This is a genomic window from Pseudotabrizicola formosa, from assembly GCF_002900965.1.
In the GTDB taxonomy this organism is placed as follows: Bacteria; Pseudomonadota; Alphaproteobacteria; order Rhodobacterales; family Rhodobacteraceae; genus Pseudotabrizicola; species Pseudotabrizicola formosa.
In genome coordinates this window covers 82,005-96,234 of record NZ_PJOM01000007.1, presented here as the reverse complement: position 1 = coordinate 96,234, position 14,230 = coordinate 82,005, and the positions used below count along the sequence as shown (strand labels likewise).

At 60.9% G+C, this 14,230-nt stretch carries 13 protein-coding genes; 10 read left to right on the top strand and 3 right to left on the bottom strand.

Features of this window, described 5'->3' with window-relative positions; genetic code table 11:
• The 7 genes from CXR43_RS17200 to CXR43_RS17165 all read left to right on the top strand — a co-directional run.
• Positions 1-641, top strand: a 641-nt coding sequence (locus tag CXR43_RS17200) for an endonuclease/exonuclease/phosphatase family protein (RefSeq protein WP_103336368.1), incomplete at its 5' end; no start/stop codon positions are given.
• Positions 638-2,179 (top strand): phospholipase D family protein, encoded by a 1,542-nt coding sequence (locus tag CXR43_RS17195; protein WP_103336192.1) that lies wholly within the window; start codon positions 638-640, stop codon positions 2,177-2,179. The genes CXR43_RS17200 and CXR43_RS17195, both read left to right, overlap by 4 nt.
• A gap of 238 nt (positions 2,180-2,417) precedes the next feature.
• Positions 2,418-3,611, top strand: a complete 1,194-nt coding sequence (gene repA / locus CXR43_RS17190; RefSeq protein ID WP_103336189.1) for a plasmid partitioning protein RepA — start codon at positions 2,418-2,420, stop codon at positions 3,609-3,611.
• Positions 3,595-4,527, top strand: coding sequence for a plasmid partitioning protein RepB (gene repB / locus CXR43_RS17185; protein ID WP_103336187.1), 933 nt, complete (start codon positions 3,595-3,597; stop codon positions 4,525-4,527). The genes repA and repB overlap by 17 nt, the downstream gene beginning before the upstream one ends.
• 213 nt (positions 4,528-4,740) lie before the next feature.
• Entirely contained in the window at positions 4,741-5,952 is a 1,212-nt protein-coding gene (repC, locus tag CXR43_RS17180; protein ID WP_103336184.1) for a plasmid replication protein RepC, read from the top strand.
• Between the two features lie 447 nt (positions 5,953-6,399).
• The gene (locus tag CXR43_RS17170) at positions 6,400-6,642 is read left to right on the top strand and encodes a type II toxin-antitoxin system Phd/YefM family antitoxin (RefSeq protein WP_103336178.1); all 243 of its coding nucleotides are present in this window, start codon (positions 6,400-6,402) and stop codon (positions 6,640-6,642) included.
• On the top strand, positions 6,642-7,043 hold the full coding sequence (locus CXR43_RS17165) for a type II toxin-antitoxin system VapC family toxin (RefSeq protein WP_103336176.1): 402 nt from the start codon (positions 6,642-6,644) through the stop codon (positions 7,041-7,043). The genes CXR43_RS17170 and CXR43_RS17165 overlap by 1 nt, the downstream gene beginning before the upstream one ends.
• Positions 7,044-7,251: 208 nt before the next feature.
• On the opposite strand, the gene CXR43_RS17160 is transcribed toward CXR43_RS17165, so the two are convergent.
• The 3 genes from CXR43_RS17160 to CXR43_RS17150 are packed head-to-tail and all read right to left on the bottom strand — an operon-like array spanning position 7,252 to position 10,794.
• Positions 7,252-8,091, bottom strand: coding sequence for an alpha/beta hydrolase (locus CXR43_RS17160; RefSeq protein ID WP_103336173.1), 840 nt, complete (start codon positions 8,089-8,091; stop codon positions 7,252-7,254).
• Between the two features lie 8 nt (positions 8,092-8,099).
• Positions 8,100-9,566 (bottom strand): NAD-dependent succinate-semialdehyde dehydrogenase, encoded by a 1,467-nt coding sequence (locus tag CXR43_RS17155; RefSeq protein ID WP_103336170.1) that lies wholly within the window; start codon positions 9,564-9,566, stop codon positions 8,100-8,102.
• 22 nt (positions 9,567-9,588) lie between these two features.
• On the bottom strand, positions 9,589-10,794 hold the full coding sequence (locus CXR43_RS17150; RefSeq protein ID WP_103336370.1) for an iron-containing alcohol dehydrogenase: 1,206 nt from the start codon (positions 10,792-10,794) through the stop codon (positions 9,589-9,591).
• Between the two features lie 197 nt (positions 10,795-10,991).
• Between CXR43_RS17150 and CXR43_RS17145 the strand changes: the two genes are divergently transcribed.
• The 3 genes from CXR43_RS17145 to CXR43_RS17135 are packed head-to-tail and all read left to right on the top strand — an operon-like array spanning position 10,992 to position 14,226.
• Entirely contained in the window at positions 10,992-11,681 is a 690-nt protein-coding gene (locus tag CXR43_RS17145; RefSeq protein WP_103336167.1) for a GntR family transcriptional regulator, read from the top strand.
• A gap of 2 nt (positions 11,682-11,683) precedes the next feature.
• Positions 11,684-13,243 carry a sugar ABC transporter ATP-binding protein gene (locus CXR43_RS17140; RefSeq protein ID WP_210402118.1) on the top strand — a complete coding sequence of 520 codons (1,560 nt, stop codon included), beginning with the start codon at positions 11,684-11,686 and terminating at the stop codon, positions 13,241-13,243.
• Positions 13,240-14,226 carry an ABC transporter permease gene (locus CXR43_RS17135; protein ID WP_103336365.1) on the top strand — a complete coding sequence of 329 codons (987 nt, stop codon included), beginning with the start codon at positions 13,240-13,242 and terminating at the stop codon, positions 14,224-14,226. The genes CXR43_RS17140 and CXR43_RS17135 overlap by 4 nt, the downstream gene beginning before the upstream one ends.
• Positions 14,227-14,230 lie beyond the last annotated feature (4 nt).

Here is a 14,230-nt window from a genome sequence, read left to right as displayed (position 1 = left end):
TCGTTGGCTTTGACGCCGATGTCGTGCTGTTGCAGGAAGCCGATTTTCGCATGCACCCCCGTCCTGCCGCCCTGCCGCGCCTTCATGGCAGGATCGGGCCCTTTGAGGTGATCGATCTGACCCCGACAGCGGTCGGATTGGGATGGCATGGCATCGCCATGCTGAAGCGACCCGGGATCGAGGTCGACAAGATCTATCTGCATGACTTGCCGGCACTGGAGCCGCGTGGTGTGGTCATCGCCGATCTGAAGGTGCGTGATCATGCGGTGCGCGTTGTCGGGGTGCATTTGGGCCTTCTGCGCGGCAATCGCCGCAAGCAGCTTGGCTTCATCGCCGCGCGGCTCGCCGAGCTTGACCCAAGGCCAACGGTCATCGCCGGCGATTTCAACGAATGGCGCGACCGGCGCGGATTTGAAACGCTGCCCGACTGGCTGCGCTTGCACAGCCCCGGACCCACCTTTCCCTCGGGCCGCCCCTTTCTCAACCTTGACCGCATCGCCTATAGCCGCGATCTGGAATTGCTGAGCAGCAGCGTTGTTGTCGAGCCGCAGGCGATCATCGCGTCGGATCATCGCCCGATTATCGCGCGCTTCCGGCATCTGGCGCATGCCAGCCTGGCGCAAATGGCCGGCGCGGAATGACCGGCGCGGCCGCATATCTGCTGGTCGGACTGGCGTTTGCCATTGTTTGCGTGGTTCTGGCCCGCAGGACGTTCCGGACACCGCCCCTCTCCGGCCGTGTCAACAGCACCGCCCTGCCCCCGATTGGCACCGGCGCCATCGCCCGCGCCATCGGGCATAGCGCGGAGGCGCCGGGCAGGTTGACCGGCGTCCGGCCCTTGTCGACCGGGACCGAGGCTTTTGCGGCACGCATCACCCTTGCCGATGCGGCGGTATCGTCAATCGATGCCCAATACTACATTTGGTACGCCGATCTCACCGGATACATGTTGCTGGACGCCCTTCGGCGTGCAGCCGATCGCGGTGTGCGGGTGCGCCTGCTTTTGGATGACCTCGGCACTGCGGGGATTGATCCGGAACTGGCAGAGCTTGAAGCGCATCCGAATGTTGAGGTGCGACTTTACAACCCTTTTCCTCTGCGTCGGGCCAAGGCCCTTTGCTATGCCTTCGACTTCTTTCGATTGAACCGGCGCATGCACAACAAGTCCTTCACGGTCGATGGTGTTGTGACGATCCTGGGCGGGCGCAATGTGGGCGACAGGTATTTTGACACTGGCGACGATGCGCTGTTCGTCGATCTGGATGTGCTGGCGACGGGTGCCATCGTGCCTGCGGTGTCCGAGGATTTTGACCGCTACTGGGCTTGCCTTTCGGCGCATCCGGCCGGTCCCATCATCGGAACGGCGACCGGGGGCAGCCCGATCGCACATGGGCTGGCACGGTTTCGTGACAGCCCGCATTTTGGTGATCACCTTGCAGGCCTGAACAGCGCCCAACTCTGTGCCGAAATCAACAACGGTCGTCTGGAGCTGGAATGGACGCATGCGGTGCTTGTCAGCGATGATCCGGTCAAAGGATTGGGTGCGGTGCCGCTAGAAGATCTTTTGGCCACGCGCCTGATGCAGGCTGTCGGTCGGATCGAGCGAAGGATCGATCTGGTGTCTCCCTATCTGGTGCCGGGCAAGGCGGGGCTAGACGCCTTTACCACCTTGACATCGCGCGGTGTGGCGGTGCGCGCGTTGACCAACAGTCTTGAGGCAACCGATGTGGTCGCCGTACATGCAGGCTATGTAAAGCGTCGTCGTGCGATGCTACGCGCCGGCCTTGGGCTTTTCGAACTGCATGCCGGTGCGGCGCCTGACCGCCCGGGCAGAAAGCGTCGACGCATGGGCCTGTCAAAGGCCAGTCTGCATGCAAAGACCTTTGCCGTTGATGACGCGCGGCTGTTCGTCGGCTCGTTCAATTTTGACCCCCGGTCGACCACGCTGAACACCGAGATGGGCATCCTGATCGAAAGTCCGCGGCTTGCGGGGGCGCTTCATGCTGTGTTTGACATGGGGCTGTCAGGGGCCGCCTGGCAGGTTGGTCTCCGGCATGGCCAGGTGATCTGGACCGATACGGCGCGTCAGATTGTAGTGACTGACGAGCCAGGCTCTACCGCCTTGAAGCGCCTTGCCGTGAGGGTCGTCGGCTGGCTGCCGGTCGAATGGCTGATGTGATTCCGCACATCGGCAAAAGCCCCCTGCCCCGCCCGCCTTTGCGAACCCTTATGACGCAAACTTCTCGCGGCACCTGGTGACTGTACAGGTCTGACTTTGGGGTCCCGTGATCCTTGTGGGTGTTGTACGCTACCGCACCAGATCTAGAAAGAGCTTGCGCGAATCTGATTGCTCGGGCAATAGTCTCGAAAAATACCGCGCGGACACATAAAAACCGCGCCCACGGATCGAGCAGGGTATGAGCGCAGTAGAACAAGACCTCGACATCGCTATTGGCCATTTTGCGGAGCTCCTTGCTTCCAATTTGCGTGCGCAGCGCACGGCTCACTTTCCGCCAGATGCCAAGAAGGTTATGCGCAGCCTCAGCAGTGGCGAGGCCGCAGAACTCCTTGGGGTCGATCACACCTACCTTCGCAAGCTGCACCGCGAAGGAAAGATCTCGGATGTGGAGACCACGGCGGGCAGCCACAGACGCTACACGCTCGATGATATCTGGGAGATTCGGCATAGCCTGGAGGCAAATGCTAAGAGGCCTGGAACATATGTGCCAGGGCGACGCGCTGGTGATGAGCTGCAAGTGATTTCTGTCGTGAACTTCAAGGGCGGAAGCGGCAAGACGACCACATCGGCGCATCTTGCGCAGCGACTGGCGTTCAAGGGGTATCGCGTTCTGGCGATCGACCTTGATCCTCAGGCTTCCATGTCTGCGCTGCATGGTATCCAGCCCGAACTTGATCTGATGGAAGGCGGGACACTTTACGACGCGGTTCGATACGACGACCCCGTTCCTATTTCCGACGTGATCAGAAAGACTTACATCCGCGGCCTTGACCTTATTCCGGGCAACCTTGAGCTGATGGAGTTTGAGCACGAGACACCGGCTGCGATCCAGCGCGGCGGCGCGCGCGCTTTTTTTGCAAGAGTTCGGGACGCGCTCGCCAGTGTCGAGAGCAACTACGATGTGGTCGTGATCGACTGCCCGCCGCAACTCGGCTTTCTGACCATGTCTGCGCTGTCTGCCTCTTCTGGTGTGCTGGTCACCGTGCATCCTCAAATGCTCGACCTCATGTCCATGTCGCAGTTTTTGCGCATGACGGCAGACTTGCTCGGTGTGATCCGTGATGCAGGCGCCAATCTGCGCTTTGACTGGCTGCGCTTTCTGCCCACCCGATACAAGGTGGGTGATGCGCCTCAGACGGAGGTCATTGCCTTCATTCGGGGACTTTTTGGCCGGTCGGTCTTGACCAACCATATGGTCGAGTCGACGGCGATCTCGGATGCCGGGCTGACCAAGCAGACCCTTTACGAAGCAGACAAGAAGGACTTCACGCGCCAGACGTTTGACCGCGCAATCGAGTCTATGAACGCCGTCAACGACGAGATCGCTGCGATTGTTCAAAGCACGTGGGGACGCAATGGCAAGAAGGCCTAAACTGGGACTGCCGCTGCAGACCTTGCGCAACGCGCCAGACGCCCTTGAGGGGCGCCGACTTCGGGGCGGCGTATTCGAGATTGATCCAGACACGATAGAGACCACCGGCAGGCTGGACGACCGCTTGCAGATCGAGATTGATGGCCTGAAAGCCTCGATTTCGAGAAGCGGACAGCGGGTGCCCATCTTGGTGCGCCCGCTTGACGGGGATCGCTACAGCCTCATCTATGGTCGGCGCCGGCTGGAGGCGTGCCGGGAGCTTGGACTCAGGGTCCGTGCCATCGTCACAGAAATGGACGGGGATCAGGCGCTCCGGGATCAGCTGGTGGAGAACCAGGAGCGGCGGGACCTGAGTTTCATCGAACGCGCCTTGGTGGCATCCGCTTTGCTGAATGGAGATCACCTCGGCGAGACTGAACGCACCAACAAGGGTGTGGCAGAGGTTCTCAATCTCACCGAAGCTGGTGTTTCGCAGCTGTTGGGCGTCGTGCGCACTGTCGGCGAAGATCTTATCCTTGCGATTGGAGCGGCGCCCGGCATCGGGCGGCCCCGATGGGAAGATCTGAAGAAGGCGATGAGCGATGCGCAGATCGACCGTCAACACCTCGCGGCAGTGGCGACCGGAGCCAAGTCCTCCCATTCTCGAGGTGTGGAGGAGGCCTCTGATGCAGCATTTTTAGCAGTGTTGGCGGCAGCGGCTAAGGCCAAGCGCCCCTCCCCCGTATCGCAGCCCCGAAATGAGCCGTGTGTGGTCATTCCAGGTGTCGGTGCTGCGGTGGTCATTACCGCACGTCGCGGCAGGCAGCTCAAGCTTGACCTGAAGGCTGATGACCCGGGTTTTGTCAGCTGGCTTGAGGGCAAGGCCCCGCAGCTGATTGCCGAACTTCACGAGCGCTGGAAGCGTTCGGAAGACTGAGGAAGAGCAACACCAAAAAAAGGAGGCACGAGACAGGCAGAAAAGAAAAAGGCCCCGAGAAGCATGCTTCACGAGACCTTTCTTAGGTTTCGTATGGGACCAGCCCGCTACAAAACTCAGTTTTCGCACCTCTGACTGTAGCGATCTGGCCCTTTTCCCGCAAGCGTAAAGCGATTCGCGGGCCAGGGAAATTTTGCCTTCGTGAATGACATCATGGAGTATACACCGATTTCGCCGTTCAAGCGGCCGATCTCGTATGCGCATCTGCGTGTGATCGAGCGTCCAGTAGCTTCTGTGCCCGGCAAGCCCGTAAACAAGTGGACGCTTCTTCGCGAACTGTCCAAGGCGCAGGCTGCCTTTGGGGTCTCTGAGCGTGATCTGACCGTTCTGCAAGGGCTGCTCAGCTTCTTTCCCAATGATGCACTTGGGGGCGATGCTGAAATGGTCGTTTTCCCGTCCAACAAAACGATCTGCGAACGACTGAACGGCATGCCCTGCTCGACGATGCGGCGCCACCTCAGCCGTCTGGTTGGGGCTGGGCTGCTCATGCGGCGCGACAGTCCCAACGGGAAGCGCTACATCCGCAAGCATGGTGACGAGCGCGTGGCCTTCGGCTTCGACCTTTCTCCGCTCTATTGCCGGGCAGAAGAGATTGCACGCGCTGCAGAGGCTGTGCGTGAAGCTGAAGACCGTGTGCGCCGGCTCAGGGAGATTGTGAGCCTCATGCGGCGCGACGTGGCGGCCTTGGCAGAGTTCGGCGAAGAGATGCTTCCCGGTCTTGGCCTCTGGGACCAGCTGAACGACACGGCGGCCCTCATAGCGCGCGCTCTTCGGCGCAAGCTATCTCTTGACGATCTGAAGACTTACCGGACCTCTCTCGAGACGCTGCTCGACCAGGCGCGCAACCGTATCGATGGCGCTGAAACAGAGAATATGGTCACCAATGATGCCCGTTTTGAGCATCACCATCATAATTCAAATAAAGACTCTATAGATTTTGAACATGCCTTGGAAAACGGCAAGGCGGATATCGATGAGCCTGAAGCGGTCCTTGTCGAGGCTGAGGCTGACAGTGAAGCGCCAGACACCAGACGGATACCCAAGATCCCGCTCCATTTGGTGATTGCGGGCTGTCCGTCCCTCAAGACCTTTTATCCAGGCGAAATCCGACACTGGCATCAGCTTTTCGCCGCGGCCAGCCAAGTGCGCCCGGCAATGGGGATCAGCGCCTCCGCTTGGGACGAAGCACAGCGCTGCATGGGCCCAGAACAGGCGTCGATAGTTGTTGTCGCGATGCTGGAGCGCTTTGCTGAGATCAAATCGCCGGGGGGATATCTGCGCGCTCTGACGAACAAGGCCGCTGCGGGCGAGTTCTCTTGCGGGCCAATGGTCATGGCGCTGATGTCCAGACGCAATGCGGCTTAACAGCTGTTAATGCATCAAATGTACGTGGGCATTCCTCGCATGACTTAACAGCTGTTAAGTCGCCCCACCCGATGCGAAGGCCGCGAAAAAGACCGAAGTGGCCTCTGCCCTGAATGAGATCTGCGCCGTAATGTCGCCGGAGCAGCAGAAGACCTTCTGGGTGAACGCAATCATGTGCATCAAGTCCGGGCTTGGGGCAGGGGTGAGGTGCTCTTGGAGGATGAACCCTTCCGCCACACCAGCGCGGTCTGATGGAAACATTATCCCGTGCGTGCGGATGTTGATCAGGCTTCGTCAGGCTAAAGCATGAATCGCGCAGCGCCAGATTTGATGGGGAGTAAGTTTCATCACCAACCGTTCAAACAGCGATACGGGACAGCTTGTCTTGACAACCGCATCACGCTGCACGATATCTAGCTAGACATCCAGCTAGACAGGTAAATGGCAATGTGGACGGTTCAGGATGCAAAGAACAAGTTCAGCGCGGTCGTCGACGCGGCGCTCGCCGGAACGCCGCAAGAAGTGACGCGACGGGGCAAGCCCGCAGTGGTGATCCTGTCGGCTGATGAATACCATCGGCTGCTTGAGGGTGCGGTCAGCGCGCGGATGAGTTTTGCCGATCATCTGATGGCCTTCCCAGGAGGGGAGTTTGCCCGCCTCGAAGCAAAGCCACGCGATGTGTCTTTCTGATGTACATCCTCGACACCAATGTCATTTCTGCGGTTCGCCGTCCGGACCGCGCACCAAAAGTCGCGGCATGGCTGCGGGGGAGGGCGGAACAAGACCTGTATCTGAGCGTCATAACACTTGGCGAAATTGAGCGCGGCATTCGTCAACAACAGGCAAGAGATCCAGACTTCGCGCGTGATTTGAAGGCTTGGCTTGATCGAACCGTGCTCCTGTTCTCAGACCGCATTTTGTTTTTTGAGGCCGAGGATGCGCGGATCTGGGGTCGGCTGACTGCAGAGATCGGTCACAACGGGGCCGATCTCATGATCGCGGCATCGGCGCTCCGTCGCGGTGCCACGGTCGTGACCGGGAATGTCAGTGACTTCGTGCCAACCGGTGTGATGCTGGAGAACCCATTTTAGCCAAAGTGCATGCCGCAGGCAGGGCAGGGGTGGAAGGCGGCTTCCATGCTTGGCCACTGGCATTTTCAAGCGTCTTACCTCTGGATCCGATAATGCAAGATTATCGGACATACCTGCATCTCCGCAAGCGCGGCGCTTATGTGGTGAAAATTAACGAGAAAGCGCGATGAGGAACCTTTGTTTGGAACTGCTATGGGCAGATGACGGATTAGGCTTCACCCGCTGTCATCGCTGACAGAACACCGCCAAGCGCGCTGGATGGGTTGGAGAGGGCCAGAACAATGCTCAGGTGGTTCAGGCCGGCCTCTTCGCGCAAGGTGCTAGGCCGACCATGGTGATCAAGAAGGGCCGCGAAAGCACGCGCCTGATCCTGAAATGGTGCGGTTTCAAGGGTGCCCCGGGTGAGGACTCTCGAAACGCCCGGCCGATGAGCGGCACTCAGAGGCGACCAGGCACGGGCTTCCTCTGTAGTCATTGCAGTTTCATCCCTGAGAAAACTGGTCGGAATGCCGGACAGATCGTAAATTCCGCTGACCATGAGAATGCCCCGAATGTCAGGAAGGTCGGGCGCGGGGCGTTCTTTCAGGCCTCGGGCGGCAAGATAGCTTACCAGATGGGCACCCGCAGAATGACCGCTGACGGTAAAGCGCGCAGGATCAGCCCCAAGGGTGGGGGCCAGCGCAAGTATATGTCGGGCCGCGCTGCGGATCTGGGCCACGATTGCCCCCAACCGGGTCGAGGGCATCAGACCATAGCCGGTGATGACAGCAATGCCCCCTGCAGCATGAACCGGGGCCGCGACAAGGTGGTGATCAGCCTTGCTGCCGGACCGCCAATATCCCCCGTGGACAAACATGTGCACGGGGGCCCCATTCTTCACGCCTGGGGGAAACAGAATATCCATCCGGGCCCTTGGGTCCGGGCCATAGGGGACATCGGCCTGCACGGTCACCCTGGCGGCAAGCTCGGCTGACCTTGCCGCAATTTCCGCCATCAGCGCATCGAAATCCGGAATGAAATCTCGGTTGCGGTACAGATCCTGTGTCATCGGCCCTCTTAGAAATTTACAGCGAAATACTTCGGTTCCAGATATTCCATGATCCCGGTAACCCCGCCTTCACGCCCCAGCCCGCTTTGCTTGGCCCCGCCAAAGGGGGCGGCCGGGTCCGACATCAGGCCGCGATTGATGGCGACCATGCCGGTTTCTATGCCTTTGCCCACCCGCAGCGCACGCGAAAGGTCGCGCGAATAGACATAGGCCGCAAGCCCGTATTCGGTGGCATTGGCGAGCGTGATCGCCTGCGCCTCGCTGTCGAAGCGGTAGACGGGTGCCACCGGCCCGAAAATCTCTTCCCGCGCGATTTCGGCGTTTGCGCTGACATTCTCGATAACCGTTGGTGGGTAGTAATATCCTGACCCGGGCAGGGGCATGCCGCCCGTGGTCACATTGGCCCCGCCCGCTACTGCGTCACGCACCAGCCGGTCGATCTTTGCGACCGCCTTTGTGGTGATCATCGGGCCAACCTGTGTGGCCGGGTCTGTTCCCGGCCCCACCTTCAGCGCAGCCATGCGTTTGGTCAGGCCCGCGACAAAGGCATCATGAATCCCGGCCTGCACGTAAAAGCGGTTGGCTGCCGTGCAGGCTTCACCTGCGTTGCGCATTTTGGCGATCATGGCGCCATCGAGAGCGGCGTCCAAATCCGCATCATCAAAGACAAGGAACGGCGCATTGCCGCCCAGTTCCATGGAGCAAGATACCACGGTCCTTGCTGCCTCGGCGATCAACACCCGGCCCACCCCGGTGGATCCGGTAAAGGACAGCTTGCGCACGCGTGGATCTGCCAGCATGGCATTGACCACGGGGCCCGGCTGGCTGGTGGTGATCACGTTGACCACACCGGCAGGAACGCCCGCCATCGCGCCCAGACGTGCCATGGCGTAGGCGGTCAGTGGCGTTTCAGAGGCCGGTTTCAGGATAACGGTACAGCCGGCCGCAAGCGCAGGGCCTATCTTGCGGGTCGCCATTGCGGCCGGAAAGTTCCACGGTGTGATCAGGACCGCTATGCCGATCGGGTCGTGATCGACAAGAATATGATTCGCTCCGGAAGGGGCCTGCCGAAATTCGCCCGCGATGCGGACAGCTTCTTCGGCATACCAGCGGAAAAACTCAGCGGCATAGGCGACCTCGCCCCGGGCATCGGTCAGGGATTTGCCATTCTCGAGCGAGATCAGCATGGCCAGATCTTCGGCATGGTCGGTCATCAGCCCGAACCAGCGGCGCAGAACCTCTGCACGCTGGCGGGGTGGCGTCGCCCGCCAGCCTGCCGCAGCGGTCTGGGCGGAAGCGACCGCATTCATCGCATCGGCAACCGAGGCGTCCGCCACCTCGGCCAGTTGTTCTGCAGTTGACGGGTTGATGACAGGGATGCCGCGTCCGGGCAGCCATTCCCCTCCGATAAAAAGACCTTTGGCATGCAGAGCGGGATCTGAAAACGCGATTTGGGTGAGAGATTCGAGTGGCATGATCTATCCTTGAAGAGATGGGTCAGGCTGTGGCCATCAAGCTGCGATTGCCCGTAAAGGCAGAGCTCAACAGGCGCAGCATGTCGGCGCGGGCAATGGGGCGTGCATTGTTCTGGATCAGGCGTTCAATGCTGCAGGCCTGTTCGGCGACCCAGGCAAGACGGTTCTGTGCAAGGCCAAGGTCTGAAAGGGTTGGCGGAATTCCAATGCGCCGGAACAGGGCGGAAACCGCGGGGATGACGTCATCTCCGCTTGCCAGCCCGATGGCAGTGGCAATCTGTCCCAGTTCACGGCCGATCACTGGGCGGTTCCAATCCATCACCCAGGGCATCAGACAGGCCACGCCCTGCCCATGCGCAGTATGGGTAAGCGCACCCACCGGATATTGGATCGCATGCGCCGCCCCGGTGCCCGCGACGCCAAAGGCCAGTCCGGCGAATGTGGCACCCTGCATCACCTGCGCGCGGGCCGTCAGGTCCGTGCTCACGGCGCAGGCCGCTTCCAGCCCCTCCCACAGCAAGGCGATTGCCCGCAACGCGAACTGATCTGAAATGGCGTTCTTGCCGATGAAGACACGTTCCTGGGTCAACCCATCAGTGACCGGGCGCCGGGCCGCGGTAAACGCCTCGATCGCATGGGTCAAAGCATCGGCCCCCGCTATTGCCGTCAGGCCCGGTGGGCAGGTCAGGGTCAGGTCCGGGTCGCATATCGCGATGTCGGGGATCAGATATGGGCTGGAAATCCCGACTTTCAGACTGCGCTCGGCATCGGACAGCACCGCGACCGGTGTCACCTCCGACCCGGTTCCTGCAGTTGTCGGTATGGCGATGAGCGGCAAAACCGGGCCGGGCACTTTCAACTCGCCATAGTAGTCCTGCGGCTTGCCGCCATGCGACAGAAGGAGGGCGACACATTTGGCCATGTCGAGGCAAGAACCACCGCCAACCGCAATGACCAGATCGGGGTCGAAAGGACGCGCCGCCGCAGCCGCGGCAACGGCGGACTCAACCGGAACATCCGGCAAGGTGCCCGCTTCGATGCGCACCACGATCCCCGCACTCTCCAGGTCCGCGATCATGGCACGGAAGTCTGCATCAGCGGCCAGCCGCGTGTCCGTGACCACCAAGGCGCGCCGCCCCAAACGACGCGCGATGGCGCCAAGTGCACGGCGTTGGCCAAAGCCGAACAGAATCTCTCGCGGCGCCCTGATTGTACCGAAATATTCCATGTTTTCCGTTTCCTCCCGTTTGGGGCAGGCATTGTACAGTGCCCGCAAACCTGTGGTGCGACGACCCATGTGACCGGGTGTAATACATCTTGGTCCATAATCCTATATCAGATCGTATATGATATTGTGTTTGACATTCGATATCATATTTGCGACTCATTGCGACGCATCAAGCCGCAAATCAAAAGGGTGAGCAGATGGCAGTCGCAGCGGACCGGACGAAGGACAGGGCAGCAACCATACGCCCGGCGAGTGTGGTCGATGGTGTTTACGACAACATCTACGAACGGCTGATGTCGCTCGAAATTGCGCCGCGTGCGCGCATTCCGATTGATGTCATCGCCCGCGATCTGAACGTGTCGCAGACACCGGTGCGGGAGGCATTGTCGCGGCTGGAACGTGAAGGGCTGGTGCGCAAGGAACATCTGATCGGTTATTCGGCAGCACCGCAGCTGACCCGCAAACAGTTTGATGATCTGTACACCTTCCGGCTTCTTTTGGAGCCCGAGGGTGCACGGCTGGCTGCGCTGAACATGACGCCTGACTCACTGAAACTGCTGGAGGATGCGGCGGCAGACATGGGCCACGGAGAACCCCCGGTGGACCGCACCAGCCGCTATTCCCGCTTTGCCCGCGCCGACGCCTATTTTCACGATGCCATCCTGAAAATTGCCGGGAATGATGTGATCCGCTTCACCTTGTTCAATCAGCATGTGCATCTGCACATCTTCCGCCTGATGTTTCACACCCGCGTCACCCAAGAGGCGTTGGGCGAACATGAAAGCCTGCTTGCCGCCTTCCGCGCGGGCGACCCGCCTGCCGCCGAGGCCGCCATGCGCGAACACATTCTGCGGTCGCGTGACCGCCTGCTCTCTGCGTTTGAATGACGATGGCTCAGACCCTGCCCATACCCGGCTCTGCTGCCGCTCTGCCGACAGCGGCGGCACCGGCCCTGCGCACGGTGGCCTTGGGCAAGGCCTACGGTCCGATCACGGTTCTGTCAGAGGTGGGGCTGGATGTCCGTGCTGGAGAGATTCACGCGATCATCGGCGAAAATGGTGCTGGAAAATCAACCTTGATGAAACTGCTGTCAGGCCATGTCCAGCCGTCAGCCGGGCATCTGGAAATGGCTGGCCATCGGGTCGGCTTTGCAGATGCCGCGGCGGCCGAGGCGGCCGGTGTGGTGCTGGTGCATCAGGAAATTCTTCTGGCGGGTGATCTGTCGGTCGCGCAGAACCTGTTTCTGGGCCGGGAGCTGACCCGGAGATGGGTGGTCGACGACCGCGAAATGAACCGGCGTTCGGCTCGGATTCTGTCGGCCATAGGCGCGCATTGCCACCCGTCCGACCGGGTCGGCAGCCTGCCGCTGGCGCAGCGGCAGCTGGTGCAGATTGCCCGCGCGCTCTTGGAACAGCGCAAAGTCGTGATCTTTGACGAACCTACCGCCGTTTTGGCAAATGACGAGGTGGCCGCCCTGCTGGCCGTGGTGCGTGGCCTGCGCGAGCAGGGCGTCGCGGTGCTCTATATCTCGCACCGGCTGGATGAGGTCGAAGCCTTGGCTGACCGTATCACCGTACTGCGCGATGGCCGCATGATCGGCACCTGGCCCGCCGCCGGTCTGTCGCAGCGCGACATGGCCGAGCTGATGGTCGGTCGCAAGCTGGACATGCTCTACCCGCCCAAGCGGCCAGCTCCGTCAGCTGTCCCGGTGCTGCAGGTCAGCAACCTTGTGGTCGATCATGGGGCTGTTGAGGGCAGCTTTGCGGTTCACCCCGGCGAAGTGCTGGGTATCGGCGGAATGATCGGATCTGGACGCACGGAATTGTTCGAAGGCTTGCTGGGCCTGCGCCCGGCGCAGGGCCGCTACATATTGAACGGGAAGGAAGTTGCGCATCGTTCGGTCAGCGCGTGGCAGACCGCGGGGCTGGTCTACCTGACCGAAGACCGCAAGGGCAAGGGCCTGCTGCTGGATGAACCGCTGGCCCCGAACCTCACGCTGCAGGCCATGGACATCGTGCACGGCCGCCTGACGCTGGACCGCCGCAAGGAATCGACGGCGCTGGAACAGGCCGTCGCAACCTATGACATCCGCGTGCGATCGGTGCATCTGGATGCCGGCCAGCTTTCGGGCGGCAATCAGCAAAAGCTGTTGCTTGCCAAGGTGATGATGACCGATCCTTCGGTGGTGATCATCGACGAGCCCACACGCGGCATCGACATCGGCAACAAGAGCCAGATCTACGACTTCATCAACCAACTGGTGCGCGCGGGCAAGGCCTGCATCGTGATTTCATCCGAATTGCCTGAACTGGTCGGCCTGTCTGACCGGGTGCTGGTGATGCGCGCAGGCCGCATCGTGGCGGAGCTTTCGGGCGATCAGGTGACGGAACAGAATGTGGTTTACGCCGCCACCAGCGGATCGGCGCAGGCCGGAAGGAAAACAGCATGACCACAAGTGTTCTGACCGAAGCCGCCGCCGCTCCCCGCCGCTTTCGCTGGGCCGACATGGGCCCGTTCCTTGCGCTGGCCATCGTGATCCTGGCCGGTGTGATGCTCAACTCCAGCTTTCTCAGCGGCACCAATATTGCCAATGTGGTCACCCGGTCCGCCTTTATCGCAATCATCGCGGTGGGGGCGACCTTTGTCATCTCATCAGGGGGCCTCGATCTGTCCGTTGGGTCGATGATGGCCTTTGTTACCGGCATCATGATCCTGACCATGAACCGGCTGGAACCGTCGATGGGGGCGAACGCCATTCTGGTGGGGGCAGGGGTCGGGCTGGTGGTGGGCGCGCTCTGCGGCCTGCTGAACGGGCTGATCGTGACGGTGGGCAAGATCGAGCCCTTCATCGCCACCCTTGGCACCATGGGCATCTTCCGCGCGCTGATCACCTGGATGTCGGACGGCGGGTCTATCCCGATCGACCGCGCCCTGCGCGAACCTTACCGCCCGGTTTACTTTGGCAATGTGCTGGGCATCCCCTTTCCGGTGATCCTGACCCTGATCGTGGTGCTGATCGGCGCATTCATCCTGTATCGCACGAAATATGGCCGCCGCTGCATGGCCGCAGGATCAAACGCCGAAGTGGCGCGGTTTTCCGGCGTATCTGTGGCGCGTGTCCGCACAACAGCCTTTGTCATTCAGGGCATCTGCGTGGCGGTTGCGGCCATCTGCTATATCCCCCGTCTGGGCGCGGCCACGCCGACCACGGGGCAACTTTGGGAATTGCAGGTCATCACGGCAGTGGTGATCGGCGGCACCGCCTTGCGCGGTGGAAAGGCGCGGGTCTGGGGCACAGTCGCCGGGGCGCTCATCCTTGAGGTGATCGCCAACCTGATGGTGCTGTCGAACATGGTGTCCGAATATCTCGTCGCGGCGGTTCAGGGGGTGATCATCATCCTCGCCATGCTGGCACACCGCTTTATCAAATAACCGC

Coding starts and splice junctions, on each gene's coding strand:
- CXR43_RS17195 (WP_103336192.1), top strand. CDS start 638: ATGACCGGCGCGGCCGCATATCTGCTGGTCGGACTGGCGTTTGCCATT.
- repA (WP_103336189.1), top strand. CDS start 2,418: ATGAGCGCAGTAGAACAAGACCTCGACATCGCTATTGGCCATTTTGCG.
- repB (WP_103336187.1), top strand. CDS start 3,595: ATGGCAAGAAGGCCTAAACTGGGACTGCCGCTGCAGACCTTGCGCAAC.
- repC (WP_103336184.1), top strand. CDS start 4,741: ATGGAGTATACACCGATTTCGCCGTTCAAGCGGCCGATCTCGTATGCG.
- CXR43_RS17170 (WP_103336178.1), top strand. CDS start 6,400: ATGTGGACGGTTCAGGATGCAAAGAACAAGTTCAGCGCGGTCGTCGAC.
- CXR43_RS17165 (WP_103336176.1), top strand. CDS start 6,642: ATGTACATCCTCGACACCAATGTCATTTCTGCGGTTCGCCGTCCGGAC.
- CXR43_RS17160 (WP_103336173.1), bottom strand. CDS start 8,091: ATGACACAGGATCTGTACCGCAACCGAGATTTCATTCCGGATTTCGAT.
- CXR43_RS17155 (WP_103336170.1), bottom strand. CDS start 9,566: ATGCCACTCGAATCTCTCACCCAAATCGCGTTTTCAGATCCCGCTCTG.
- CXR43_RS17150 (WP_103336370.1), bottom strand. CDS start 10,794: ATGGAATATTTCGGTACAATCAGGGCGCCGCGAGAGATTCTGTTCGGC.
- CXR43_RS17145 (WP_103336167.1), top strand. CDS start 10,992: ATGGCAGTCGCAGCGGACCGGACGAAGGACAGGGCAGCAACCATACGC.
- CXR43_RS17140 (WP_210402118.1), top strand. CDS start 11,684: ATGGCTCAGACCCTGCCCATACCCGGCTCTGCTGCCGCTCTGCCGACA.
- CXR43_RS17135 (WP_103336365.1), top strand. CDS start 13,240: ATGACCACAAGTGTTCTGACCGAAGCCGCCGCCGCTCCCCGCCGCTTT.